At 57.9% G+C, this 17866-nt stretch carries 17 protein-coding genes; 5 read left to right on the top strand and 12 right to left on the bottom strand.

Going from position 1 to position 17866, the window contains the following annotated elements:
* Positions 1 to 16: 16 nt before the first annotated feature.
* The 7 genes from D1823_RS16990 to D1823_RS16960 all read right to left on the bottom strand — a co-directional run bounded on the left by D1823_RS16990 (position 17) and on the right by D1823_RS16960 (position 6982).
* Positions 17 to 2467 carry an FAD-dependent oxidoreductase gene (locus D1823_RS16990; RefSeq protein ID WP_117872080.1) on the bottom strand — a complete coding sequence of 817 codons (2451 nt, stop codon included), beginning with the start codon at positions 2465 to 2467 and terminating at the stop codon, positions 17 to 19.
* Positions 2468 to 2482: 15 nt separating this feature from the next.
* Complete coding sequence (locus D1823_RS16985) at positions 2483 to 2863, bottom strand: GFA family protein (RefSeq protein WP_117872078.1); 381 nt, start codon at positions 2861 to 2863, stop codon at positions 2483 to 2485.
* A 4-nt stretch (positions 2864 to 2867) separates the two neighbouring features.
* Positions 2868 to 3491 (bottom strand): LysE family translocator, encoded by a 624-nt coding sequence (locus tag D1823_RS16980; RefSeq protein ID WP_117872076.1) that lies wholly within the window; start codon positions 3489 to 3491, stop codon positions 2868 to 2870.
* Positions 3491 to 4060, bottom strand: a complete 570-nt coding sequence (locus tag D1823_RS16975; protein WP_117872959.1) for a helix-turn-helix domain-containing protein — start codon at positions 4058 to 4060, stop codon at positions 3491 to 3493. The genes D1823_RS16980 and D1823_RS16975 overlap by 1 nt, the downstream gene beginning before the upstream one ends.
* 333 nt (positions 4061 to 4393) lie before the next feature.
* A complete protein-coding gene (locus tag D1823_RS16970) occupies positions 4394 to 5140 on the bottom strand; it encodes a hypothetical protein (RefSeq protein ID WP_117872074.1) in 747 nt (248 codons plus the stop codon).
* A 141-nt stretch (positions 5141 to 5281) separates the two neighbouring features.
* Complete coding sequence (locus D1823_RS16965; RefSeq protein WP_117872072.1) at positions 5282 to 5737, bottom strand: GAF domain-containing protein; 456 nt, start codon at positions 5735 to 5737, stop codon at positions 5282 to 5284.
* Between the two features lie 72 nt (positions 5738 to 5809).
* The gene (locus D1823_RS16960) at positions 5810 to 6982 is read right to left on the bottom strand and encodes an acetyl-CoA C-acyltransferase (protein WP_117872070.1); all 1173 of its coding nucleotides are present in this window, start codon (positions 6980 to 6982) and stop codon (positions 5810 to 5812) included.
* Positions 6983 to 7084: 102 nt separating this feature from the next.
* Between D1823_RS16960 and D1823_RS16955 the strand changes: the two genes are divergently transcribed.
* From D1823_RS16955 to ggt, 3 genes are all read left to right on the top strand, one after another.
* Positions 7085 to 7423 carry an STAS domain-containing protein gene (locus tag D1823_RS16955; protein ID WP_117872067.1) on the top strand — a complete coding sequence of 113 codons (339 nt, stop codon included), beginning with the start codon at positions 7085 to 7087 and terminating at the stop codon, positions 7421 to 7423.
* Positions 7424 to 7444: 21 nt separating this feature from the next.
* Positions 7445 to 7894 (top strand): ATP-binding protein, encoded by a 450-nt coding sequence (locus D1823_RS16950; RefSeq protein ID WP_117872065.1) that lies wholly within the window; start codon positions 7445 to 7447, stop codon positions 7892 to 7894.
* A 217-nt stretch (positions 7895 to 8111) separates the two neighbouring features.
* Positions 8112 to 9689, top strand: coding sequence for a gamma-glutamyltransferase (gene ggt / locus D1823_RS16945; protein WP_117872063.1), 1578 nt, complete (start codon positions 8112 to 8114; stop codon positions 9687 to 9689).
* Positions 9690 to 9724: 35 nt separating this feature from the next.
* Here the strand turns inward: ggt and hspQ are convergent, their stop codons facing one another.
* Entirely contained in the window at positions 9725 to 10051 is a 327-nt protein-coding gene (gene hspQ, locus D1823_RS16940) for a heat shock protein HspQ (RefSeq protein ID WP_117872061.1), read from the bottom strand.
* A gap of 79 nt (positions 10052 to 10130) precedes the next feature.
* On the opposite strand from hspQ, the gene D1823_RS16935 reads away from it, so the two are divergent.
* Both D1823_RS16935 and D1823_RS16930 read left to right on the top strand, forming a co-directional pair.
* Positions 10131 to 11012: an AEC family transporter gene (locus D1823_RS16935; RefSeq protein ID WP_117872059.1), complete on the top strand. Its 882-nt coding sequence runs from the start codon at positions 10131 to 10133 to the stop codon at positions 11010 to 11012.
* A gap of 60 nt (positions 11013 to 11072) precedes the next feature.
* Positions 11073 to 11651: a lytic transglycosylase gene (locus D1823_RS16930; protein ID WP_117872056.1), complete on the top strand. Its 579-nt coding sequence runs from the start codon at positions 11073 to 11075 to the stop codon at positions 11649 to 11651.
* 17 nt (positions 11652 to 11668) lie between these two features.
* On the opposite strand, the gene D1823_RS16925 is transcribed toward D1823_RS16930, so the two are convergent.
* The 4 genes from D1823_RS16925 to D1823_RS16910 form a co-directional block, all read right to left on the bottom strand.
* Positions 11669 to 12265 (bottom strand): outer membrane lipoprotein carrier protein LolA, encoded by a 597-nt coding sequence (locus D1823_RS16925; RefSeq protein WP_117872054.1) that lies wholly within the window; start codon positions 12263 to 12265, stop codon positions 11669 to 11671.
* Positions 12266 to 12304: 39 nt separating this feature from the next.
* A complete protein-coding gene (locus D1823_RS16920; RefSeq protein ID WP_117872052.1) occupies positions 12305 to 15229 on the bottom strand; it encodes a DNA translocase FtsK in 2925 nt (974 codons plus the stop codon).
* Positions 15230 to 15243: 14 nt separating this feature from the next.
* Positions 15244 to 16425: an aminotransferase class I/II-fold pyridoxal phosphate-dependent enzyme gene (locus D1823_RS16915; RefSeq protein WP_117872050.1), complete on the bottom strand. Its 1182-nt coding sequence runs from the start codon at positions 16423 to 16425 to the stop codon at positions 15244 to 15246.
* Between the two features lie 108 nt (positions 16426 to 16533).
* Complete coding sequence (locus tag D1823_RS16910) at positions 16534 to 17862, bottom strand: amidase (protein WP_117872048.1); 1329 nt, start codon at positions 17860 to 17862, stop codon at positions 16534 to 16536.
* Between the last annotated feature and the right edge of the window lie 4 nt (positions 17863 to 17866).

Here is a 17866-nt window from a genome sequence, read left to right as displayed (position 1 = left end):
CCGTCTCCGATAGGGGTTAAGCGCGCAACCGCTCGTTCTCGGGATCCCAAAGCGGTTGGTCCTGCTGTACCACAGCACGGCACTTCTGGCCGTAGATTTCCACCTCGAGCTCGGTTCCGGGGTTTGCAAGCTCGGCCTTGATCATGCCCAGCGCGATGGACTTGCCGACGCGGTAACCCCATGCGCCGGACGTGGTTTCGCCGACGATCTCACCGTTCTGCCAGATACAGGACATGTAAGGCGCATCGCAATCACCCGCATCGACAGTCAGGGTGACGAACGACTTTTTAACGCCCTGCTGCTTTTCGTTCAGGATCGCTGCCTTTCCGGGGAAGTCCTGTGGTTTGTCCAGTTTGACAAATCGCTCCAGGCCGCCTTCCAGCAGCGAGTAGTCGGTCGACAAATCGCCTTTCCACGCGCGATAGCCTTTTTCGATGCGCAGCGAGTTCAGCGCGTACATCCCGAACGGCTTGGCACCGGCGTCGATGATCGCATCGTAGATCGCAGGCATATGCTCGTTCAAAGCGTGCACTTCCCATCCCAACTCACCGGCGAAGGAGACGCGGATAAGATGAACAGGCTGGCCTGCAACGGTAGCAGACTGATGGGTTAACCAACCCAAGGTCAGATCAGCATCTGTCATACCCGAGAGGATCTCGCGCGACTTCGGACCAGTGACGATCAGTGTATCCCGTGTCGTGGTAACGTCTTCAATCGAAACACTCGCAGGCATCGCGTTCATCAGGATGTCCCGATCATGCCACTGTGCAGTTGCGGCGGTGATCATGATGAACTCATCCTCACCTATACGGATACAGGACATCTCGGTCAAAATGCGACCACGGTCATCAGAGATATAGATGAGGTTCATCCGGCCGACCTTTGGCAACCCACCGGTTGCGAGGCCGCGCAGCGCCTCAGCGGCGCCCTCTCCCTTGACCATGAAGCGCGAGAAGCCTGGCAGATCTAGTACGCCACAATGGTCTCGCACGGCCTCGCATTCTTCTTGGATCCGCTGCTCCCACGGGCCGGCCCGACCCCAGGTATGGGTTGCATCAAGCGACGTGTCATCACCCGGCTTCGCGAACCAGTTGGCCCGCTCCCATCCGTTATAGGCACCCATCACGCCGCCCAGCGCTTTGACCTTGTCATGCACTGGCGACAGTTTCTTGTCGCGCGCAGCGGGCCATTCGTGATGGGGGAAGTGCATGGCGTATTCGTTGCCGTACACTTCCATACCCTTACGGTTGCAGTAATCCTGATCCGTGTAATCGGTATAGCGACGCGGATCGACCGCCCACATGTCCCACTCGGTCGCACCATCAACGATCCACTCGGCCAGCACCTTGCCTGCCCCGCCGCCTTGCGCGATGCCAAAGGTAAAGGTGTGCGCCTCGAACGCATTCTTGACGCCGGGCATCGGGCCAATCAGCGGCAAGCCGTCCGGCGCGTAGGGAATCGGTCCGTTGATGACACGTCCAACACCCGAGGTTGCCATCAGCGGCACCCGCTCCATCGCGTCAGTGACGATGTCCTCGATGCGGTCCAGATCGTCATTCCACAGCTGGAAACTGAAATCCTCGGGCATAGGGTCATCTTCGGTCATCCAATGGCCCTTACAGTTAGGCTCGTAAGGACCAAGATTGAAGCCGTTCTTCTCCTGCCGCAGGTAGTACGAGACGTCTACATCGCGCAGCAGCGGCAGCTTCTTGCCGCCGTTCGCCTTGGACCATTCTTCAACTTCCGGCACTTCGTCCGTCAGCAGATACTGGTGGCTCATGACCATTGCGGGGACAGTGCGGCCGCCGAAGGGTTTGAACCACTCGCCGACGCGTTGCGCATAGTATCCGGCAGCATTCACCACATAATCACAATCGATATCGCCCTTGTCCGTGTGGACGGTCCAGGTGCCATCGTCGTGCTGAGTTACGCCATTTGCCGGGCAAAACCGGATGATCTTCTGGCCCATGTCCCGGGCCCCCTTGGCCAGCGCCTGTGTCAGCTGCGCCGGATCAATGTCGCCATCTGTCGGGTCGTACAGTACGCCTTCAAGATCGTGCGTTTCCAGGAATGGATAGCGCTCTTTAGCTTCTTCCGGGGTCCACATCTCCATCGGGATGCCTTGATAGCGGCCCATTGCCATTGCGTGTTCGAACTCTTGCATCCGCTCTTTGCTGTGCGCCAGACGGATCGAGCCCGAAACATGGTAGTTCATCGGATAATCGACCTCTTCGCCCAGACGCGAATACAACTCGGTCGAATACCGCTGCATATTCATGATTGCCCATGAATTCGAGAAGGTCGGAACGTTGCCCGCCGCATGCCAAGTCGAACCCGCGGTCAGTTCGTTCTTTTCCAGAAGGACACAATCGGTCCAACCCTTCTTGGCCAGATGAAACAGCGAGGACGCCCCCACCACACCGCCACCGATAATGACCACGCGGGCTTTTGTCGGAAAATCACTCATGAGTCTTGGTCCCTGTTACTGTGCCCGTTGGGGCAGATCGTCCGTGATGTCGTAATAATCGCCCTTGTCGGCGACAAAGATATGCTTCGAGAGCGTTAGACCCGTGGGCTCGCTGAGCGCACCCATGGAAATCGAAATCGTGTCCTCGTCATTGTGCTGCCAGAAGAGGAATGAACCGCATGAACGGCAGAAACCGCGACGGGCGGTGTCCGAAGCGCGAAACCACGCAAGTGTATCGCTGGCGGTGAAGCTGAGGTTATCCTGATGCGTCCAGGTCGAAGACCAAACATGGCCGGACTGTTTGCGGCATTGACCGCAATGGCAGGCCGAGGGCGGCGACAGCTCTCCGTCGATGGTGAAAGCAACTGAACCGCAAAGGCAGGACCCGTTGTGCATATGACTACCCCCTTGCCGCTGGAGCGGTGCTGGTTCCCAACAACACGCCGTAGATTATGAAACAGGCCGCCATCACCCGGCGCACCCAGATATTGAACACCGCGCCCAGCGCCGCCTTGCCCATCAAGGCGCCCAACACGGTGAAACCGGTATAGCTGAGTGTGGTGATGATCAGCGCGGTTGGCATGATCACGACCATCTGCTGCCAGATCGGAACCTCGGGCTGAACGAATTGCGAGAACGCCGCGAGATATCCGGCGACACTTTTGGGGTTGATCGTGGCCACTGCCAGCGCGTGCAAATAAACGTGCCGGGCCGGGCGCTCCAAAACCGGTGCGGGCTTTGTTGCGTTCATCCACCCCCGCACGCCCAGCCAGATCAGTAAGCCCGCGCCGACCAGCTTGGCCATGAAGAAACCGGTCGGAGAAGCGGCAATCAGGGCAGTGACGCCCAGCGCGGACAGGATCAAAAACATGCTGGCCTGTGTCAGGATGGCCAGTACACCCAGCATGGCCTTCGAAAACGGCAGGCTCATCCCGTTCGAGATGCAGTTGACTGCATTCGGCCCCGGTGTGGTGACGAATACCACCCAGAAAAGCGCGAATATGGTCCAGGCCTCAAACGACATCAATACACCGGCGGAGCAATGACCCAGATGGCCACAGCAGGTTCATTATAAGGGTTAGCCCATTGATAAGGTTCATGTTTGATCCGAAAACTGTCACCCGGAGTCACCAGGAATTCACGCGACCCGATCGTCAGGTTCAATCGGCCTGAGATCATGTAGCCCACTTCCTGCGTCGGGCGGTTGGCTGGTGTCTGCATCCGTGAATTTGGCTCGAAAGTGGAATGTACCATTTCGAAATCATCGGTCAGATCAGGCGACAGCAACTCTTCAATCAGCCCTTCTTCGCCCGATCCCATCGGGCGACGCGACCCGGCACGCACAACGTAGCCCTGTTCGTCTGCGGGGGCAGCGGAATGCGCAAACAGCATCGACATGGGCACGCCAAGGCACTCGGCAATCTGGCGCAGATCCGAGATTGAAGGCTCTGACAAGTCACGCTCAACCTGGCTCAACCAACCGACAGAGCGATCCAGCCGGGTTGCAATCTCGGTCAGGGTCAACCCTCGGGCCTTGCGCAAGGCCCGCAGGTCTGCACCTAGTGTCGCGCTTTGGGGGGCTTGGCTGTTCACAGGCCACTCCGAATCTCGTGAAATTTTTTCCTCGTTTTTCACGATGGTGCAAGTTTGTGAAATTTCCAAGTTATTTTTCACGTCCGTTTTGCTTTGGACGTTGACCACTACAGCTTGCCGACAACGGAGTTAATGCCCAGCTGGCGCGTAAGGCCCTGAAACACCGGACAGTCGCAGGGTAGCAGCAGCCGGATTTCAGCATTCTTCGTGCAGTGATATCATTTCGCAAAGACATCACACGCCGTTCCCCTGTCGCGCTGCGGCGACATCAGCGATCCTTCACGCCGGGGGCACGTCCTGAATCACCCTGGATCTTGGACAGCCCGTCTGGCTTTAGAATTGAAGGCCGGCAAAAACCTTCACTTCATCCAGCACATGTTGAGGCCAACGACGGGTGAAACTGTCAGCAATCGTTTCACGCTTTTCCGGCTCAAGCCCTGCAAGCAAGCTGGGAAAGCGGCGGCGGTTTCTGGGCAGCGTCCACATTTCGATGTCATTTTCAAAACAGTAGCGGGCAAAACGCACATCGACAAACTTCTCGCTGCCCTCCATGTAATCCAGCGTTGGGAACAGCGACCCGGACAACATGACGGTTCCGGTTCCCAGCTGGTGTACTCTGGTCGAGTAGGTCAGCCGTTGATTCATGCGCAACAACGTGCGCTGCCGTATCGACTTCGGTGTGGGATTTGTGAATGTCGTGGCATGATAGCCGAAGACACGCTTTTCCAGTCCGACGCCCCGCGCCCGGCGTATGGTCTGACGGGCATAGTTGTCCGCATATTCGATATCGTCGTCGACAAGAAAAACGGTGTCTTCCGGATCAGGTTGGAAAATGAACTTGCCGACATCCTTGTAGTCCCGCTCGGGGATCACGGCCGTGACGTTATCGAACTCGCCCAGAAAATCGGGCACATCCTGATATTCGTTCAGGCAGATGAAAACCCTGTCGACCTGCGGCGCGATGCTTGCCACCGAATGGGGCAAAACGCCAACGCGATCAGGGAATGTCGCCATATGGGCGCGTCTGATCCCTTTTGGCGCTTCATCCGCGACCGTCGGATTGATGTCAGACTCTTGCATCCCTGAGAAACACCCCAAAACGAAACTTCGCTATGGATTTTGATAGGAGATCGCTTCGAAGCCTGCAAGACGAAGTCCGCCGGGCCGTCCAATCGCCCGGAAATCCCCTGTTTTGATGCAGGACCGCAACGACGCCAGAGGTTAGCACGCCGCAAACACCGCGGTCAGAATGCTTTCCAGGTTTTGCGCATCCTGTTGCGTGAAAGCATCCGGCTGGTCGCTGTCAATGTCAAAAACGGCAATCACTGTGCCCGACGAGTCCCGCACCGGCAGAACAAGTTCGGACCGGGTTGAACTGGCGCAAGCGATGTGACCCGGAAACGCGTCGACATCCGGCACCAGTTGCGCTTCGCCCGTTCTTGCGGCTGCACCGCAGACGCCCCGCTCGAACGGGATAACCAAACAACCATGCCCACCCTGATAGGGGCCAATTTTCAGAATGCCCGGCTCGGTGACACGATAAAACCCGGTCCAGTCAAAACGATCGTCGGAATGGTGAACCTCGCAGGCGACAGTGGCCATGAGAGCAACCTGATCCGTTTCGCCTTCGGTCAGGGCAGCGATGGTCTTGGCAAGCGTTTCGTAATCGGCAGTCATTGATTGCAACCCCTTCGGATGGCCGGGAGCACTGCCCCCGAACCTTCGGAGTATTTGGAAAATGAAGCAGGGTCAAACGCGTTCAATGGCAATGGCCGTGCCTTCACCTCCGCCAATGCAGATCGCCGCGACACCCCGCTTTAGGTTTCGTTTTTCCAGCGCATTCAACAAAGTAACGATGATGCGGGCACCAGAGGCACCGATAGGGTGACCCAGGGCACAGGCGCCGCCATTCACATTCACCTTGTCACGCGGAAGGTTCATCTCGTGCATGAAAGCCATCGGGACAACCGCGAAGGCCTCGTTCACTTCCCACAGGTCGACGTCATCCTTGCCCCAACCTATGCGCGACAAGAGCTTCTGCGCCGCCGGGACTGGAGCCGTCGTGAAAAGGCCGGGGGCCTGAGCATGACTCGCATGACCCAAAATCCGGGCCCGAACCGTTATGCCCTGCGCTTCGGCGGCTTCTGCCGACGCAAGAACCAGCGCCGCCGCGCCGTCTGAAATTGAAGACGAGTTGGCAGCTGTCACCGTACCGTCCTTGCGGAACGCAGGCTTCAGCGTCGGGATCTTCTCGGGGCGGGCAGATTTGGGCTGCTCATCTGACTCCAGCAGAATTTCACCCTTGCGCGTCCGGACCGTAACAGGCGCGATTTCCTGATCGAATGCACCACTTTCCTGCGCAGACAGCGCGTTGGACAGAGATTGCAGCGCATATTCATCCTGTGCTTCACGGGTGAACTGGTACGCCTCGGCACAATCTTCGGCGAAAGTCCCCATCAGACGGCCTTTGTCATAGGCATCTTCAAGGCCGTCAAGGAACATGTGATCAACCACCTGACCGTGGCCAATGCGGGCACCGCCGCGCATCTTGGGAAGAAGATACGGCGCGTTGGTCATGCTTTCCATGCCGCCCGCGACCATCGTATCTGCATGGCCCAAGGCAATTTGGTCAAAGGACATCATTGCGGCCTTCATCCCCGAACCACACATTTTGTTCAGCGTGGTGGCGGGAACCTCTTCGCCCAGCCCCGCCGCGAATCCGGCCTGCCGGGCAGGTGCCTGGCCTTGTCCCGCAGGCAAAACGCAACCCATCAGCACTTCGTCAACTGACTGCACCCTCGCCTGCTGCAATGCCGCGCGGATTGCTTCTCCCCCGAGGTCAGCCGCAGCAACACCTTCAAACATGCCCTGGAATCCGCCCATCGGTGTGCGGGCGGCCCCTGCTATAACAACGTCTCTCATCCGGGTTTTCCTCCTGCTTTCCGGCTCTTGAATACCGAATGGTAAGAATTGCCGTCTAGCGTATTTCTACGACTCATTTTCAGTTTGGAAGGCGGCGGGATCATGGGGCTGACCAGCAAGACAACCGGCGAAACTCAGATCATCACCGTTCATGCCGACCGGATCGATGCTGCAATGGCCATTCAGTTCAAAGAAGACATGCGCGCCAATACCGAGGACAGCGCTCATCGCGTTGTTCTGGATCTGTCCGACGTCGAGTTCATTGACTCCAGCGGCCTGGGTGCAATCGTTGCCTCAATGAAACAGCTGGGGAAAGATCGGAGGCTTGATCTAGCCGGATTGCAGCCAGTGGTCGAAAAAGTCTTCCGCCTGACACGCATGGATACGGTTTTCAGGCTTTTTGAAACACTGGATGACGCGTTGTCAGAGACGGACGCCTGACGGCGGCAGGGGATAGATGGCGTGGAGCCGATTGAAAACAAGACCTGTCTGGAACTGACGTTCCCTGCAACCGAATCCGAAGCCAGTGCGGGCATTGCAAAGCTCAGCGTCGGTCTGGCGGAGCGGGGATTGCCGCCCCACAAAGCCGGTGATGTGAAGATTGCGTTGGCTGAGGCCATCAACAACGTCGTGGAGCACGCGTATAATGGCGTTGCCCCTGCCAAGGTTCAGGTTACCTGTCGACTGGACAGGGATCTTCTGGACATCTTGATCTCGGATACGGGTCGGCCGCTGCCTGGATACCGACCTCCAGATGGCACCCCTGCTCCACTTGGATCCGACCTCCAGGAGCTTCCCGAAGGCGGGTTCGGCTGGTTCCTGATACATCGTCTCACCAGCGATATCCGGTACGAGCGGCGCAGTGGATGCAATCGGCTTTCCCTGCGATTTGACTTTGAACCCAATGGATGACCGACCACAATTGGTCACAATAAGGTCATTTTCGAAACATTGTCGCGCCGCAAACAACCGCCATACAGTGACTCGTAGCTCAGATAGCTTCCCTCGGCGCCGCATATCACAGCCCCCACCCAGTGAATGGCGCCGAGGAAATTCTCTCCTGAAATCGCTGGACAATCGCTGATGAGTGAATAGCTTTCCCTTGTTCCAAAGAGAGAGAGAATTCGCCATGCGTGATCTGCACAGTCCCGGCCGATCCGAAGTTTTTGCCACGCAAGGCATGTGCGCGACATCGCATCCGCTGGCGGCCAAGGTGGCCATCGATATCCTGGGCCAAGGCGGCAATGCGATGGATGCCGCGATCGCCGGGGCTGTTCTTCTTGGAATTTGCGAACCACAGATGACCGGATTGGGTGGTGATTGTTTCGTTCTGTTCAATCGCGCTGGCGAAAACAAGATACGCGCACTTAATGGATCGGGCCGCGCACCGGCTGCCGCGCAATCACAGATGTTGCGAGACCGAGGCCTGCCATCCATACCTTTGGACGGTCCGGATGCCGTGACCATTCCCGGAGCCGTGGATGCCTTCTGCCGCCTGGCGGAAAGCGAAGGGCGTTTGGGGCTGGAGGCGATCCTGCGCCCTGCGATTCACTATGCCGAACAGGGCGTTGCGGTTGCACCCAGGGTCGCTTTCGACTGGCAATTCGGGGCGGCAACCCTGCAAGGAGCTGCGCGCGATCATTATTTGATCAATGGGCAGATCCCGACAACCGGGCAGGTCTTTCGCGCGCCGGGACAAGCTGAAGTTCTGCGTCAGATCGTCAGTCATGGGCGTGATGCGTTCTACTCTGGCGATATCGCCAACGACATGATCGCAGCACTTTCAGCTATGGGCGGCGTCCACACCACCGACGATTTTCTAAACACGAAATGCACGGAAACAGAGCCGATGCGCGGAAGCTATAACGGCGTTGATCTGGTGGAACATCCACCGAATGGTCAAGGTGCAACCGCAATTTTGCTTCTGAACATCCTGAAACACTTCGATCTGGCCAGTATGGACCCGGTCGGCGCAGATAGGGTTCATATCGAAGCAGAAGCGACCAAACTGGCATATGACGCGCGCAACCGGTTCATCGCAGACCCGGACCATATGGTCAGAACAGAGCGCTTCCTTGACCCTGACGTAGCCGCCAGACTTGCGGCTCTCATCGATCCCAACAATGCAATGCCCGCAGCGGCGCCTTTGACTGAAGCCATCCACAGGGACACCGTGTACATCACTGTCGTCGACCGCGATCAGATGGCTGTTTCACTGATCTACTCTATCTTCCACAGCTTTGGATCCGGTATCGCATCAGAAAAGTACGGTATATTGCTGCAAAACCGCGGGGCCGGATTCACATTGCAACCCGGCCACCCCAACGAGCTGGGAGGCGGTAAGCGCCCGATGCACACGATAATTCCGGGAATGCTGACCGAGAACGGTCGTGTTGCGATGCCTTTTGGCGTCATGGGCGGGGCCTATCAGCCAACCGGACACGCGCGCTTCGTTTCAAACCTCACTGACTTCGGGTTCGGGTTGCAGGAAAGCATCGATGCGCCGCGCGCCTTTTTCGACGGATCGGTTCTGAAACTGGAACGTGGGTATCCCGAGGAGGTCGCGAAACAATTGTCCGATATCGGCCACAATATTGAAGTACCGGAAACGCCACTTGGCGGAGCGCAAGCGATCCGAATCCGAAACGACGGTATTTTGGAAGGCGCCAGCGACCCACGTAAGGATGGCTGTGCCCTTGGATACTGATCAGTGGCGGCCCTGTGGCCACCCGTTCGGTTCACCTAGTTCAGGTGAAAATGCAAAGGATATGAACCGTCTTCGAATGGACCGAACATATTGGGGATATCCGGGTGCTCTACCGGTTCGCCGGAATAGTCGGCAACCAGATTTTGTTCTGAAACATAAGCAACATAGAAGGATTGATCGTTCTCGGCCAGCAGGTGATAGAACGGCTGCTCTTTCCTTGGGCGGCTGTCTTCCGGAATGGCCTGATACCATTCTTCGGTATTCGAAAACTCGGGATCCACGTCAAAAATAACCCCTCGAAAAGGATGTTTCTTATGACGAACCACCTGGCCCAAGCCGTATTTTGCACGTGTCTTTAGCATTGTTTCAGCCCCCAACGTTTTTTTACCCGCTTCCGGGCCGAAAAGCCAACCATTGATGTGAAAATCAGGGAAACAGTCTGTGAACCTTATACTGACAGTGTTCGAAATCGTGTCGCCGGTTTTTCTCTTGGCGGCTGTTGGTTTTACCTGGGTCAAGCTGGGGTTTGAATACCGCCTGCAATTCGTCACCCGCTTTGCAACGATGCTGGCAATGCCCAGCCTGATTTTTGTTGCCCTCATGCAAACTGAAATCCCGGGCAATGATCTGTCGCGCTTCACAATGGCGACCCTGGTTGCAAATCTGCTGCTGGCAGTGTTGTTCTGGCTGATCGTTCGAGGATTGAAACTGGACCCGCGAACGTATCTGTCGCCTTTGATTTTCGGCAATACCGGCAATCTCGGCCTGCCGCTATGTATCTTTGCCTTTGGCCAGGTCGGCCTGGGGTATGCAGTCATCTTTCTGTCAGTCACCGCATTGTTTTCTTTCACCTATGGGATTTATCTGGTCGCCGGGAAAGGTGCGTGGGGACAGGTCGCGCGCCAACCAATGGCCTGGGCGACGATCCTTGGCGCCGTATTTCTGTCGCAGGGGTGGCAGACGCCGACATTTCTGACCAACACGCTTGAGCTTCTTGGGCAAATGGCCGTCCCGCTGATGCTGGTCACGTTGGGTGTGGCAATCGCCCGCCTGACCTCGCGAAGTCTGGGGCAGGCGCTGTGGCTGTCGGCGCTGAAGCTGGCGGTGTGCTTTGCGCTGGGATGGGGGATCGGAGGATGGTTTGATCTGGATACAATCGCATTTGGCGTTCTGGTTCTTCAGATTTGTACACCGGTTGCCGTGACCTCTTACCTGTTGGCCGAACGGTTTGGCGCCGATTCCGATGCCGTCGCCGGCATGGTCATGGTGTCCACTGTGCTGTCCGTAGCGGCGTTACCGGCTATTCTGGCAATCATTTTATAGCGATTGTGATTTCCTCAGCGCTCAATCTGCGCTAGAATACCAAAAAAAGGCACGAGGCACATGAGCAGAATTCTTTTCGTACTCCTAGGGGTGCTGCTTCTGGCATCCTGTGGGGGCGGCTCCAAACAGCCGCCCAGCAGATTGAACGACGCGTGCAGTATTGCGCGTGAAAAACCCGACTTTATCAAGGCCTTCAAGAATACCGAGCGCAAATGGGGCGTTCCGGTTCACGTTCAGATGGCGACCATCTATCAGGAAAGCCGGTACAAGCATGACGCGCGCACGCCGCACAGATATGTTCTGGGCGTGATCCCGATGGGCCGTCAAAGCAGCGCTTATGGCTATGGTCAGGCGCTTGATGGTACGTGGGAGCAATACCAGCGCGAAACCGGAAAACGCCGGGCTAAGCGGGATCGCATCCGCGACGCCTCGGACTTTATCGGCTGGTACATGAACAAAAGCTACGAGCGTAACGGCATCCATCCCAGCGACACGCGCAATCAATACCTGGCCTATCATGAAGGCCATACAGGCTACGCGCGTGGCAGCTACAACAACAAATCCTGGTTATTGAACGTTGCCAATGACGTGGACGCACGCGCGCAGCTATATCAGGCACAGTTGGCGAACTGCCGGTAATGATACATACAAGCGGGTCAGCGATTGCCTGACCCGCTTCTCTTTTTGTCCGAGAACAGCTTCTGATCAAGGCGACCGCCTTCATTCAGGGCGCCCAGCAATACCGTTGTCTGGCTGCCGGCATTGTCGTGGATCACCCATTTACGCAGCTCGACCGGATTGTCCGTGAACATCAGTTCGATCCGGCCCGCTTCGGGGTTTTTGGGGTCCTGCGCGGTGACAACCGTGGCCGTCCCATCAAAGCTGTGACCCATGACCATATTCGCCTGGCTCAGGTTCACGTTGCGCGCCAGCACGATGGACAGGGGCGTGCGTTTAAGCGGGTATTGCTCGGGCGGCTGGTTCGATTTCGGATCAAAGATCTGAACACTCCCCGAACGCGCCAGAACCACTGCACTGTTGGGGGGGTCGTATTCAAACCGCATCTTTCCAGGTCGCTGCATCCACAGCTTTCCGGTGCTCAATGAGCCATCATCATTCACCTGCGTGAATGTCGTCTGAACCGTCTTCAACCCGTTCAGGTAATTGGAAATCTGCGAAAGCGGCAGTTTGTCCGCCGCCCATGCGGCGGGTGCGGCCAGTGTCAAAGCAAGGGCAAAAGCAATCTGTTTCATGCCGTACAGATAGGCCTTCTGCCCTTGTTATTAAATATCTTACTGTTCGGGGACGAGGATTTCGCGTTTCCCGACATGATTTGCTGACGAAACAACGCCTTCGTCTTCCATTTGCTCAACAAGCCGCGCAGCTTTGTTGTAGCCGATGGCAAGTTTTCGCTGAATGTACGAGGTCGAGCATTTGCGATCCTTGATCACGATCGCCACCGCCTGATCGTAGAGCGCATCCTCTCCGTTCGTATTGCCACCTGTGTTCAGCCCCAGAACGGCATCGATATTATCAGCCTTATCTTCGGCCGGACCATCCAGCACCGTGCTGACGTAATCCGGCGGACCGAACTGCTTCAGGTGGTTGACGATTTCCTCGACCTCTTCGTCCGACACAAACGGACCGTGGCAGCGGGTGATTTTGGCGCCTCCGGCCATGTAAAGCATGTCACCCTGTCCCAGCAGCTGTTCGGCCCCCATTTCACCCAGAATGGTGCGGCTGTCGACTTTCGACGTCACCTGGAACGAAATCCGCGTTGGGAAGTTTGCCTTGATCGTACCGGTGATCACGTCGACCGATGGACGCTGTGTGGCCATGATCAGGTGAATGCCCGAGGCCCGCGCCATTTGCGCCAGACGCTGGATACAGGCTTCGATCTCTTTACCTGCAACCATCATCAGATCTGCCATCTCATCGACGATGACGACGATATAGGGCATCGCCTCGGGCGCGAACTCTTCGGTTTCGAACGTCGGTTCGCCGGTTTCATCGTCAAACCCGGTCTGCACCGTGCGGCTGAACATTTCACCCTTGGCCAAAGCGTCCTTCACACGGCCATTGTAGCCCGCGATGTTGCGAACGCCCATTTTGGACATCTTGCGATAGCGATCCTCCATTTCGCCCACGACCCATTTCAGGGCAACGACCGCCTTTTTCGGATCGGTCACAACGGGTGAGAGCAGATGCGGGATGCCATCATACACAGACAGTTCCAGCATCTTGGGATCGATCATGATCAGACGACATTCATCCGGCGTCAACTTGTACAGCAGTGACAGGATCATCGTGTTGATTGCCACCGATTTACCTGACCCGGTGGTGCCCGCTATCAGCAAGTGCGGCATCTTCGCCAGGTTCGCTACAACGGATTCGCCGCCGATATCCTTGCCCAACGCCAGGGGCAGCGCCTGGTTGCCATCGCCAAAGTCACGGCTGGCGAGGATTTCGCGCAGAACCACCATTTCGCGATTCTCGTTCGGCAGTTCGATACCGATCACCGAACGCCCCGGCAGGGTCGAAACCCGCGCCGACAGCGCCGACATTGAGCGTGCGATGTCGTCGGCCAGGCCGATCACACGGCTTGCCTTCAGACCCGGAGCAGGCTCCAGCTCGTACATGGTGACAACCGGGCCGGGGCGAACGCTGACGATCTCGCCCTTGACGCCGTAATCATCCAGAACATTTTCCAGCATCCGCGCGTTTTCTTCCAAGGCTTCATCGCTCAGATGGTGGCGCTGAATGCTGGACGGGTTCGACAAGAGGCCCAGAGGTGGCAGTTCGAAGTCGGAGTGCCGCTCTTCAAAGGATAATGCAGGCTGCGCTTCGGCCTGTGCACGGCGTGACGGTTGCGGTGTGCGGCGTACCGGTTGCGCAACCACAGGCTTGCGCGGTTCGGCCACCGGGATTTTCATCGCCGGGCGTGGTTGCAGAACAGCCTCTTCTACATCCTCGAAGACCGGGTCATCGTCCGCGTCCGGTTCGGGCGCATAGTGGTTCTGCACTGGCTCGGGCGCGTATTCGACCGGCTCGGACTCCTGCCATTCTGACATGTCATCCGCTGTTACGGGTGGTTCGGGCGGCAGACCCGTGGCTGTCACCGGCGGTTCCATCGGCAGGCCATCCGGCTGGCTTGTGTTCAGAATCAACGGGCCGGGGCGGCGGCCACGTCCTTTGGTCAGCGGAAGGTTCGGATCGGGTTCGGGCGTCACCTCACCGGTGGCCATTTTGCGATTGCGCACAGCTGCCGAGATTTTCGACCGGATGCGATCTTCACCTGGCATCTCGTCAAAACCCATGATGGGCTCCGGATCGACCAACTCAGGTTCGGGCATAGGGTCAGGGCGGCGGATAAGCGACGGCATTCGCGACAGCAGGCCGCCTTTTACCGCAGGTTCCGGGCTTTCCAGCTCGGGTTCTTCAAAGGTTGGATCGACATAAGCCAGATCGTCTTCAAACAGGGCCTCGGCCGCCGCGCCACGCGCAAGTTTGCGCTCTTCCCACTGCGCCCGGCGATCTCGCGCAGCCTGCGCAGCCGAGGCCGCACCACGCCCCATCAGGGTCATCAGCATGTCGTATGCCATAACGAGACCCAGCAAGAAGGCTCGGAATCCCTTTTTCACATCAGTTTTGGTGAAGCCCAAAACAAATATGCCCAGCGCGATCATCCCGACCGCCATGGCCAGAGACATCAGCTTCACCAGAAAATGTGACGAAATCGGCAGCAAGGTCAGCAACGCGCCCATGACGGTATCGCCAAACAATCCGCCCAGACCATAACTGTGAGTGGCACGCCAATCGGCATCCGGGACCAGCGTCGCGGCATACACCGACACAACAGCGATCCAGATCGGCGCAAAGATCAGACGCGCGATGGCACGGTCTTCCCCAAAATGGCCGGCAAACCGAAGACCCCATCCGATCAGAATCAACGCGATGCCCCAGCTTCCCCAGCCGACGATCATAAACAAGGGTGCAGCGATCGAGGCACCAATCCGCCCCATCCAGTTCTGCACCGGCGCGTCGGTCGACACCATCCAGTTGGGATCATCGGGTGTGTAGGACCAGATCATCGCGGCCGCTGCCAAACCCAACAGGATCAGGGCGATGCCAATCAACTCCTTGCTACGTCGCTCCAAGGCTGCCTGCGTTGTGCTGTCCAGCAATGGATCGCGGTTGCGCGCGTTATATGATGCCATTTTGCCCTCGTACCTCACGAATAGATGCAGTCGCGGAGTGTGATCAGACCACGCTGCAACTCTGTTTTTGGGGCCACCAACGCAACCCGGATAAAGCCTGTGCCCGGGTTTTGTCCCGGATCGCCTTGGGAAAGATATGCGCCCGGCAGGACCCGAACGCCGGTTTCCTTCCAGACCTTCAATGCAGTGTCTTCGCCATTCTCGACCGGCAGCCACAGAAAGAACCCTGCCTCTGGTGACATGTATCCCTGCACGCCAGCAAACACTTCATCCGCAATGGCGTATTTTTCCTGGTACAGCGCGCGGTTTTGTTCGACATGAGTCTCATCTGCCCACACCCGGGCAGCGGCTGCCTGTAACGGCAGTGGCAGCGGCGATCCGGCATATGTGCGCAATTGCTTGACCTGTTTGATCGTCTCAGTGCCGCCCGCGATTAGACCCGAGCGCAACCCCGCCAGGTTCGAGCGTTTGGACAGCGAGTTGAAAAGCGTGATCCGCTCAGGGTCCGCGCCCAGGTCCTGCGCTACAGTCAGAACCCCTGTCGGCGCTTCTTCCCGGTAAATCTCGGAATAACACTCATCCGCAAAAATGCGGAAGTCGTACTGCTCGGCCAGACGGATCAGTTCGGTCCAATAATCGCGCGAGGCAACGGCCCCCTGAGGATTGGCCGGTGAACAGATATAGGCCACGGCAGTACGGTTCAGCACGTCCTCAGGCAGGCCAGCATAATCTGGCAGATGGCCCGTCGCGGCAGTGGCTGGCACGAAGTATGGCTGCGCGCCAACTGACAGCGAGGCGACCATGTAGACCTGATAAAACGGATTCGGGCACAGGATGATCGGCTGCTCACCATTCTTCTGTTCCGGGCACAGAGCCATGGCGGCGTTGTATAGGCCCTCGCGTGTACCGTTCAACGCCATCACGTTGGCATCAGGGTCCATCTGAACCCCATATCGCCGCTTGATCCAGCCCGTGATCGCACTGCGCAGGTCATCCGAGCCTTCGTTCGGGGGATATCCTTGGAACCCGGCGGCGTTTTCCATGATGACATCCGTCACCCAAGCCGGAAAGTCATGGGTAGGCGCACCAATGGTCATATGAACGACGTCACCGCCCGGCTGGTGATGATCCAACAGGGCGCGCAGACGCGGGAATGCATAAGCCGGTAGGTTCGAAAACCGCTCGGGGAAATCCATATTACTGCCTCAACATCGGGGTCATTGGCGCCCCGTTTTTTTAGCAGATTACAGTCCGTGGACCTCTTCGTCCAGACAAAGAGGTTCCGAATCAGGGGATTGTGGCATTCAGGCCAGCACCGATTCCGCTGCCGAACCAAGCCGCAACAACGCCTCTTCCGACCCTGGATAGCCCAGCATCATCAACCCGCAACCGGGGGTTCCGGTGGGCAGGCTCAGCGCCGCAAGCCCCATCAGATTTCCAATACGCGTATTGCGCAGGGCCAGCAGATTCTCGGTCACGTAGTAGTCGTGATCGCTGAGCAAGCGGTCCAGATTGGGTGGCAAAATCGGAGCCGTCGGCGCCAGAACCGCATCAAACGCCGCGGTTGCTGCGTCCCACGCGCTGCGACACGCCTTGAGCTTGGCCCAGGCGGCCACATAATCGGGGCCCGAATATCCCATGCCGATGCGGAATCGTTCGAGAATCTCGGGATACATCGCTTCGGGATTGGCTTCGATGACATCGCGCCACAGCCCATAGGCCTCAGTCGTGTATACGATGCTGGTCAACGTCATGGCTTCGTTCAACTCGGGCACTTCCAACGGCACGATCTCGGCACCCGCGTCCGCAAGTTTGGCAACGGCTTCGTCATACGCTTTGCGCGGCGTGTCGCGCAGGTCGTCCTTGGCGATGTTCTGCAAATCGGCAAAACGGCGTCCTTTCAGCGAAGCTCCACGCAGATCGGCAGGCGTTCCCCCCTCGAGCAAAGCCAGCACATGCGCGGCATCCTCGACCGAACGCGCCACAGGTCCAACCGTGTCAAACCGCAGGCAAAGCGGTACCACACCTTCCAGGCTGAGCCGCCCTGCAGTGGTTTTCAGCCCCACCAGATCATTCCAAGCCGCCGGGATACGCACCGAGCCGCCCGTGTCCGACCCGATGCCACACGCCGCCAACCCCCAGGCGACCGAGGCCGCCGCCCCTGAAGACGACCCCCCGGGCACTGCTGCCTCGTCATGAATGCAAGGCGGGGTTTCGGTGATCGGGTTCAACCCGAGACCGGAAAAGGCAAGCTCGCTCATATGCGTCTTGCCCAGACAAACCGTTCCCATCTGAGTCGCGTTGCCCAGCACCAGCGCATCCGCATCCGGTACGCGATCCTTCAACAGAGCCGAACCGGCCTCGGTCACGGTACCGGCGGTGTCGAACAGGTCTTTCCAACTGATCGGGACCCCGTCCAGCAACGACCGTCGCAATCCCAGATTGGCACGCTGCTGGGCGGCTTCAGCCTCAGCCCGGGCACGGTCATGGGTGACGCGGGCATAGATGCGGTCCCGATGCGGATGAACGTCAATAGCGGACAGGTAGGTTTCCGTCAGTTCGACCGGATCGATCTGGCCCATGCCAATGCCACGGCCCAAATCACACGCGGTCATGGTCAACCAGTCCTGCATCTTA

Source organism: Ruegeria sp. AD91A (assembly GCF_003443535.1).
GTDB lineage: Bacteria > Pseudomonadota > Alphaproteobacteria > Rhodobacterales > Rhodobacteraceae > Ruegeria.
This window is presented reverse-complemented; position numbering and strand designations above follow the sequence as displayed.